This window comes from Acidiphilium sp. AL, from assembly GCF_025499445.1.
Taxonomy (GTDB): Bacteria; Pseudomonadota; Alphaproteobacteria; order Acetobacterales; family Acetobacteraceae; genus Acidiphilium; species Acidiphilium iwatense.
This window is the reverse complement of the sequence record NZ_JAIMBZ010000039.1, coordinates 20627-28947: the sequence shown is the minus strand read 5'-3', so window position 1 is coordinate 28947 and position 8321 is coordinate 20627. Positions and strand designations below refer to the sequence as shown.

Here is an 8321-nt window from a genome sequence, read left to right as displayed (position 1 = left end):
CGGCCTGAACGCCACCTCGCAACATCAATGACCACGCTCAGAACAACAATCGCCCGCACCCTCGCCAGAACCCTGCCTAGATGCCCGTGTTGCCAACGACAAATCGAGAATGCTCGATTTATGACACAGTAAGACTAGCGAGCTGTTGAAGAAGTCGGTGTCGCTTCCTATGTGCTCGGACCTGGGTCGCTGATGCGCGATAGTCGTCGCCACCCTCCGGCCCTTTATGGCTTGACCAGGCCAGTTAGCTTCGAGTGAATTTGAGACCGTAAAGCTTCCGCAGAACGCTTTCTACCACCGTTCGGAAATCCGCCAACTCATTATCGCTCACGCCCGCCGTCGCCCGCTGGTGGATGAGTTTGTTCCGCATGTCACTGTAATGCCCGATCTTCTTCCATAAATCCGGATTCAAAGTTACGTATTTCTGTACTTCTTGATGAACGGTGTGTCTGGTCTTGAAGGTCGTGAGGAGCTGAGCATCGGTGTAATAGGTTCCTGAATCCCGGACCAGGAACTCTTTGAAGGCTATCTCAATTGTGCTGTCTAGGACGATCAGGGCGATGCGGTTGCGCTGCTCCAATCCTTGCTTAGCAATCAAATCAGCGGCGATGACACCTTCATAGAGGCCCTTCACCCAAGGCTTTTTCTTGGCGACGCTCTTGTTGGATTCGGTGATTACGTCTCCGTATCGCGGCCGGGATTTTGGCATTGGAGGTAGATAGGATTTTTTTGCGCTGGGGAAGTCCTCTACCGGCACATCAACGATTGTCCCATCGGTGTAGGCAAACACCTTGTCCGGCCAATCGCCCATCCAGATGCGCGATAGCGCTGCGTAATCTTTTACCACCTCCATCAGCCAAGCATGTAGTGCCTGAAACACCTCATGCTTGGCGCTGATGTCTGACTTGCTGCTGTTCCAGGGCATCGAACGGGCATCGCCGTTCAGCGAGACAATCACCTTCGCGAGTGAGATTTTTGGGTGAGGAAGACCTGCATAGCCCTTCATGAAACCCACGTCGAAAGTCTTGAGGGCGCGAGCTACAAGCCGCTCGTTACAGTAGAAATAGACGCCATACTCGCCCGCCGCCGGGCTGGACTCGTCGCTCAGGCCTGCGATCGCCTCAACGCGCACATCCCGCCCATCGTCGGCCTTCACGGTGCCCGTGTAGCGCCGCGGTTCATAACTGGGCGGATACGCCCAATTGTCGAAGAATACCGGCTTTAGCGGCACGCCGTTCAGCACGATTGACACCAGCGGATTGGTGAGAAACTTTGCGTATGTGGCGCTCAGATGATCACGAAGATGCTCCGTGGCGTCTTCTGTGATGGAAAGCCGCAGGCGTTGCAGATCGACAAGAGTCGTACCCGCCGCCACGTCGTCTACTTCGTAGAGCGGCAGTTCCCAACTCTCGTCCTCAAGCCATTTGTCGTCGAAATCTACTTGGTGCGCCTTGGCCTTGCCGTGGCGAGTAGCGATGCGTATGTCCTGCGCGAGAGCCACAACCGCTCGCTTTGTACCCACGCCGAAGATCCCGATCGTCTCATCTGTCGGCGCGGAGCCCGTCTGTCCAGGGCCGACAATATAGCTCAACTCGCTTTTCGGCAGGCCGCCCGCATTGTCTTCGACGCATATCCGCTGTTGTGCTTCATCAAGGGTGAGATTGATTGAGATGGGAGAAGACCGGCCTCGGCGGACCCATACGTCAAGGCCATTATCGACCAGCTCGCAAATCGACCTGTTCAGATCGTAATCGGCAATGATCGACAGAAATAGGCGCTTCGATGGCGTTGCTTGGAGTGTCCCTACCTGTGTTTTCACGATCACCTCTCCCGCTTCACACAGCCTAAATCAAAAATTCGTCCCTAATGATTGACTTTCTCCTACGATATAGCAAATATTGCAAATATGACAAATGCACAAGCCGTAGCCGCCACACTCCGCGCCATCAGGGCAAAGCTGGACCTCACCCAGGAACAGCTTGCCGAGCGATTGGGGGTGTCGTTTGCGACCGTCAATCGCTGGGAGGGGGGCTCCAACATGCCGCAAAAGGCGGCTCGTGAGGTCATCACTGCCCTGGCCGAGGAGGCGGGAGTGGCCACAGTCGAAGATGCCACTGAGTCGCCAGAATCTGCAGCCAACGTCACGCGGCGACGGCGCGGTGCGGTGGCGGCCCCGACCACTAAGCCTATGGAGCAGATGCTTTGGGACGCCGCCTGCTCTATCCGGGGCGAGAAGGATGCGGCCAAGTTCAAGGACTATCTGCTGCCGCTCCTGTTCCTGAAGCGCCTGTCGGACGTGTTCGACGACGAGATCACGCGGCTTGCCGAGGAATATGGCGACCGGGAAACTGCGCTCGAAATCGCCGAGACCGACCATTCCTTACTGCGCTTCTATCTGCCGCCGGAAGCACGTTGGGGCGTAATCAGCGGCCGGGAGAGCAACGAGTGGCCGCTCGACGACAGGGGGGAAAGTACGAAGCCAAAAGACATCGGCGAGCATTTAACCAAGGCGGTGCGCGCCGTCGTGAAGCAGAACCCTCCACTGTCGGGTGTTATCGATGTGGTCGATTTCGCCGCCGAGCGAAACGGCGAGCGCGATGTCAACCCGGCCAAGCTGCGCGGCGTCATCGAGACGTTTTCGGATTCGCGCTATCGGCTCGGCCTTTCCGACGTGCAGCCGGACTTCCTTGGCCGTGCCTATGAATATCTGCTGCGGAAATTCGCGGAAGGCTCAGGCCAAAGCGCGGGCGAGTTCTTCACGCCGACCGAGGTCGGCTTTCTCATGGCGCACATCATGCGCCCTCGTCCGGGCGAGGATTGCCACGACTACGCCTGCGGCTCTGCCGGTCTGCTGGTGAAGTTGCAACTGGTCGCCCGTGAACTCGATCCAACCAGCAAGGTACCGCTCAAGCTGACCGGCCAAGAGCTTCAGGCGGAGAGCTACGCGGTCGCGCAAATGAACGGCATCATCCACGACATGGAGATCGAGATCGCGCGCGGCGATACGATGATTAACCCGAAGTTCCGCACGACGGATGGCAAGGTGAAGACACACGACATCGTCATCGCCAATCCGATGTGGAACCAGCCCTTTAACCCGGACGTGTTCGCCAACGACCCATTCGACCGCTTCCGCACGTCGGGTGGCATTACAACCGGCAAGGGCGATTGGGCCTGGCTCCAGCACACGCTCGCTTGCCTTAACGAGCACGGCCGTGCCGCTGTGGTGCTCGACACCGGCGCGGTGACGCGCGGCTCAGGCTCGAAGAACGAGGACAAGGAGCGCAATATCCGCAAATGGTTTGTCGATCGCGATCTGATCGACGGCGTGATCTTATTACCTGACAACCTTTTCTACAACACCAGCGCCGCCGGCGTGATCGTGGTGCTCAGCAAACGCAAGTCAGCCGCGCGCAAGGACAAGATCGTTCTTCTCAATGCCAGCAGGCGCCTGAAGAAGGGTAAGCCCAAGAACTACATTCCCGAGGAGGATATTCGGCCGCTCGCCATCGCTTTCCTCAAGGGTGAGCCGGTCGAGGGCGAGATCGCTATTGTCACGACGGAGCAAGCTGAGAAGGCTGACTATAATCTCAGTCCGAGCAAGTGGGTTGGACAGGCGGACGCGGTCAATCAAAGGCCGATAAAAGAGATTATGGCTGAACTGCTCGCTCTCGATGAACAGGCGCGAAACATCGATTCCTCGCTCGCGAAAATGCTGGTGCGGCTATGATCAATGGAGCATGGCCACTTCGTCCCCTTGGCGAGCTTTTCGAGATCGGGGCGGGCAAGACTATGTCTGTTGCCGCTCGGACTGGCGATGACAAAACGCCATTTCTGCGCACATCGAATGTCCTGTGGGACGAAATTGACCTGACCGCCGTGGACGAGATGGCTATCCCTGCGCATGAGCGTCAGGAGAAGCTGCTGGCGCCTGGCGACCTTTTGGTTTGCGAGGGCGGCGAGATCGGGCGGGCAGCGATCTGGAACGGCGAAGTCAAAACTATGTCGTTCCAGAACCACCTGCACCGGCTGCGCTCGATTGCTGATAATGTGGAACCGCGCTTCTACGTCTACTTTCTGCAATCAGGCTTCACACAGCTTGGCATCTTCGAGGGAGCGGGAAACAAGACTACGATTCCCAATCTGTCGCGCAACCGGCTTGCCGCCCTGGACGTGCCGCATCCGGCAATCGATGAGCAGCAGGACATCGTTTGTGCTCTCGCTCGTGTGCGCGAGGCAATTAAGATTCATGATCGATGCCTTGCTTCAGCCCAAGACCTCAAGCGCGCGAGGATGCGGACGCTGTTTACGCGAGGGCTTCGCGATGAGCCGCAGAAGGAAACCGAAATCGGTCCAGTGCCGAAGAGTTGGGATGTTGCAGCAATTGGCGACGTGGCTCGCAATACCCAATATGGCTTGTCAGTCCGCGGCCAGGAATCCGGTGCCTATCCGATCCTGCGAATGAACTGCCAAGAGGACGGCGCGGTCCACTATCGGAACTTGCAATTCGTCGATCTTGACTCGGAAACGTATGAAGTATTCCGGCTTAAGCCCGGCGATCTGCTGTTCAATCGCACAAACAGCATCGAGCTAGTGGGCCGAATGGCAATTGTCGAAGACGACAGGCCTGCTGTGTTCGCATCTTATCTAGTGCGCTTGACCGTCGATCAAGAACGGTGCCTTCCGCCCTTCCTCAACTACTTCATGAACTGGCCGGCAACCCAGGACGAAATCAAAAAATTGGCGAGCCGAGCCGTTGGTCAAGCCAACATCAATGCAAGCAAGCTCCGCACCGTCTTGTTTCCACTTCCTCCTACCGTCGATGAACAGCGAGAAATCATTGCCGTCCTTGACGCCATCGACAGTAAGATCGGCCTTCACAAGCGCAAGCGCGCGGTGCTCGACGAGCTTTTCAAATCGCTCCTGCACAAGCTGATGACCGGTGAGATCCGCGTCGGCGACCTCGACCTGTCCGTGCTGGATTTCTCCAAAGTCGCGGAGGTGGCGGCATGAACAAGCCACTCAAAATCAGCGAAGCTGGCAACGTGCAATTCCCGATGGTGAAGCACACGGTTGAGATCGGCTGGACGCCGATCACGCCCGAGGTCGCCAAGCAGAAGCGCGGCGGCGAAGCCGGAATGCTGCTGCGCGATGAACTGGAGGCGAGGCTTGCACAGTTCAATCCGTGGATGACAAAGGACGCCATCCGTTCCGTCATCGAGACGCTCGACGCCCTTCCGCCGACCATCGAGGGCAACCGCGAGATGCTGTCCTGGCTGCGCGGCGAGCGGCAATGGTACGACGAGGACGAAAAGCGCCACCGCCGGGTGACGTTGATCGACTTCGAGCATACCGACGCCAACGCCTTTTACGTCTCATGGGAGTGGGCACTCAAGCCGCCGGCGCGCAAGGGCAACCGGGCCGATGTAATGTTTTGCATCAACGGCGTGCCGGTCTGCATCGTCGAACACAAGAATCCGAAGGACGGCGGCGCCATCGAACGCGCCATCAAGCAATTGCGCCGCTATGAGATGGAGACGCCAGAACTGATCGGGTCGCCCCAGCTTTTCAATGTCACGCACTTGCTCGATTACTGGTACGGTGTGACCTGGAATGCCAATCGCCGGTTCCTCGCTCGCTGGAAGCAGGCGCCCGATGAAGCCTATCGCGTCGCCGTGCAGGCGTTCTTCGAGCGCACCGACTTTCTCCGTACGCTCCAGCACTGGATTCTGTTCTACGTCGAGGACAGCGAGACGAAGAAGTCGGTGCTGCGCCAGCATCAGCGCCGCGCCATCGATACCGTGATTGAACGCTGCGCCGATCCCACCAAGGATCGCGGCCTCGTCTGGCACACCCAGGGCTCGGGCAAGACATTCACCTTGCTCACGGCTGCCCGCTTGATTCTTGAGCAAAAGGAGCGATTCAAGAACGCGACCGTGATCCTGGTCGTGGATCGCACCGAGCTTGAGGGCCAGATGAAGGGCTGGGTCGAGAAGCTGCTCGGCGAGATGCAGAAGCAGGACATCGCCACTTGGCGGGCCAACAGCAAGGCCGAATTGCAGGACTTGCTCAAGAGCGACAAGCGCGGCCTGATCCTATCGATGATCCACAAGTTCGAGGGGGTGGATAAGGACAGCAACACCCGCGACAACATCTATGTCTTCATCGACGAGGCTCACCGCTCGGTTGCCAAGGACCTCGGTACCTATCTCATGGCATCGGTGCCGAACGCGACGATCATCGGTTTCACCGGAACGCCGATCGCCAAGACCGAACAGGGCGAAGGTACATTCAAGATTTTCGGCAAAGACGACGAGCGCGGCTATCTCGACAAGTATTCCATCGCCGAGTCCATCGAGGACGAGACGACGCTGCCGATTAAACATGTCATGGCGCCGAGCGAAATGACAGTGCCGGCCGAACGGCTGGACAAGGAGTTTTTCGAGCTGGCGGAAGCCGAGGGCGTGACCGACATCGACGAGCTCAACAAGGCACTGGACCGTGCCGTCGGTCTGCGCACCTTCCTCACGGCTGACGACCGCATCGAGAAGGTCGCCGCCTTCGTCGCCCAGCATTTCAAGGAGAACGTTCTGCCGCTCGGCTATAAGGCGTTTCTTGTCGGGGTGAACCGCGAAGCCTGCGCCAAATACAAGAAAGCCCTGGACAAGCTGCTGCCGCCCGAATGGAGTGTGCCGATCTATACGGAGAACGCCGCCGACATCGTGGATCGGCCGCTAGTCCATGAACTTCAGGTGAGCGACGAGCGCGAGGCCGATGTCCGTCTGCTGTTCAAGAAGGCGGACCAGAACCCGAAAATCCTTATCGTCACCGACAAGCTGCTGACTGGCTTCGACGCCCCGCTCCTCTATTGCCTCTATCTCGATAAACCGATGCGTGATCATGTGCTGTTGCAGGCCGTGGCGCGCGTGAACCGGCCCTATGTCGATTCTCAGGGCATCCAGAAGCATGTTGGCCTTGTGGTCGATTTTGTCGGTGTGCTGCGCGAACTCAAGAAGGCGCTGAAGTTTGATTCGTCCGACGTGAGCGGCGTGATCGAGGACCTCGATCTTCTCCTCAAGGATTTCCTGGAAAAGATCGCCAGGGCTGAAAAGGACTATCTTGACGCCGGTGAAGGTGGCGACTCCGACGAGAAGCTGGAGCGCATCGTCTATGGGCGATTTCTCGAACCGGAAGCGCGCAAGGCGTTCTTCGAGGCTTACAAGGACATCGAGGCCCTTTGGGAAATCCTGTCGCCGTCGCCCGAGCTTCGAGATCATATCGAGACGTTCAGGCACCTGGCGCAACTCTATGCTGCCGTGCGCAACGCCTATGCCGAGAAGGTCGGCTTCGTGGCCGATCTTGCCTACAAGACCAAGCGTCTAGTCGAGGAAAGCGCCACGCAGAGCGGTCTCGGCAATCTGACCAAGAGCGTGACCTTCGACCTGAAAACGCTGGAAGCCTTGCGTGGCGAGAAGGGACCTGACGAGGGCAAGGTCTTCAATCTGGTGCGTGGTCTGCAAAAGGAGATCGATGACGATCCCAATGCCGCGCCCGTCTTGCAACCTCTCAAGGATCGTGCCGAACGAATCTTGAAGGATATGGAAGATCGGAAGACCACCGGGCTCGCGGCGATGGACCTGTTGGCGGCGCTTGCCGTCGAGAAGGAGAAAGCCGCCCAGGCCGCCACGGAGACCGGCCTTTCGCCAAAAGCCTTCGCCATCTTTTGGGCGCTCAAGGACGATGACGCACTCAAGAAGGCTGGCGTCCCGGCCTCTAACCTTGCCAAGGAGGTCGAGAAGCTGATGGCTCGCTTCCCCAACGCCAGTGTAAATGCAGACGAACAGAGGCAGCTTCGAGCGGCCCTGTACCGTCCTCTGCTTGCCGTCGAAAAGAACGCACGGTCCAGGATCGTGGACCTCATCATTGAGATCGTCACGCAATGAAGTGGTCCACCAACAGCTCGCTCTCGCCGGCCGCACGATTGAAGCGACGTGTAGATGTTTGGGTCGTTAAGCTGCGAGTCATGCCCCGTGTTATTCGGGTTCAACGAATGACGCGAAAGTGGGGGTCATGCTCCGTGGCCGGCACTATCACGCTGGCCATTGACCTAGACGATGAGGAGGAGTCGTTTCAGGATTTCGTCATCGCCCATGAGCTTCTGCATTTGAAAGTGCCGAACCACGGACGTCTATTCAAGGCTTTGATGACAGTGCATGTGCCTAACTGGAAGCGTCACGATATCAGAAGAGCAAATAGCGGCTGCGTGATTCCGATTGAGCTGCCGAAACATACACCCTGCCGTGATTGAAATAAGGGAATGA

5 protein-coding genes are annotated in these 8321 nt (G+C 57.9%); 4 read left to right on the top strand and 1 reads right to left on the bottom strand.

The window, feature by feature from the left end:
- Positions 1 to 244 precede the first annotated feature (244 nt).
- Positions 245 to 1819 carry an ATP-binding protein gene (locus tag AiwAL_RS16360; RefSeq protein ID WP_262313086.1) on the bottom strand — a complete coding sequence of 525 codons (1575 nt, stop codon included), beginning with the start codon at positions 1817 to 1819 and terminating at the stop codon, positions 245 to 247.
- Between the two features lie 87 nt (positions 1820 to 1906).
- On the opposite strand from AiwAL_RS16360, the gene AiwAL_RS16355 reads away from it, so the two are divergent.
- Genes AiwAL_RS16355 through AiwAL_RS16340 form a run of 4 tightly spaced genes read left to right on the top strand, consistent with a single transcriptional unit; the run spans position 1907 to position 8308 of the window.
- Complete coding sequence (locus AiwAL_RS16355; RefSeq protein WP_262313085.1) at positions 1907 to 3730, top strand: N-6 DNA methylase; 1824 nt, start codon at positions 1907 to 1909, stop codon at positions 3728 to 3730.
- Positions 3727 to 5013, top strand: coding sequence for a restriction endonuclease subunit S (locus AiwAL_RS16350; RefSeq protein WP_262313084.1), 1287 nt, complete (start codon positions 3727 to 3729; stop codon positions 5011 to 5013). The genes AiwAL_RS16355 and AiwAL_RS16350 overlap by 4 nt, the downstream gene beginning before the upstream one ends.
- Positions 5010 to 7943: a type I restriction endonuclease subunit R gene (locus AiwAL_RS16345; RefSeq protein ID WP_262313083.1), complete on the top strand. Its 2934-nt coding sequence runs from the start codon at positions 5010 to 5012 to the stop codon at positions 7941 to 7943. The genes AiwAL_RS16350 and AiwAL_RS16345 overlap by 4 nt, the downstream gene beginning before the upstream one ends.
- On the top strand, positions 7940 to 8308 hold the full coding sequence (locus AiwAL_RS16340) for a M48 family metallopeptidase (RefSeq protein WP_262313082.1): 369 nt from the start codon (positions 7940 to 7942) through the stop codon (positions 8306 to 8308). Before AiwAL_RS16345 ends, AiwAL_RS16340 begins: the two co-directional genes overlap by 4 nt.
- Positions 8309 to 8321: the final 13 nt, after the last annotated feature.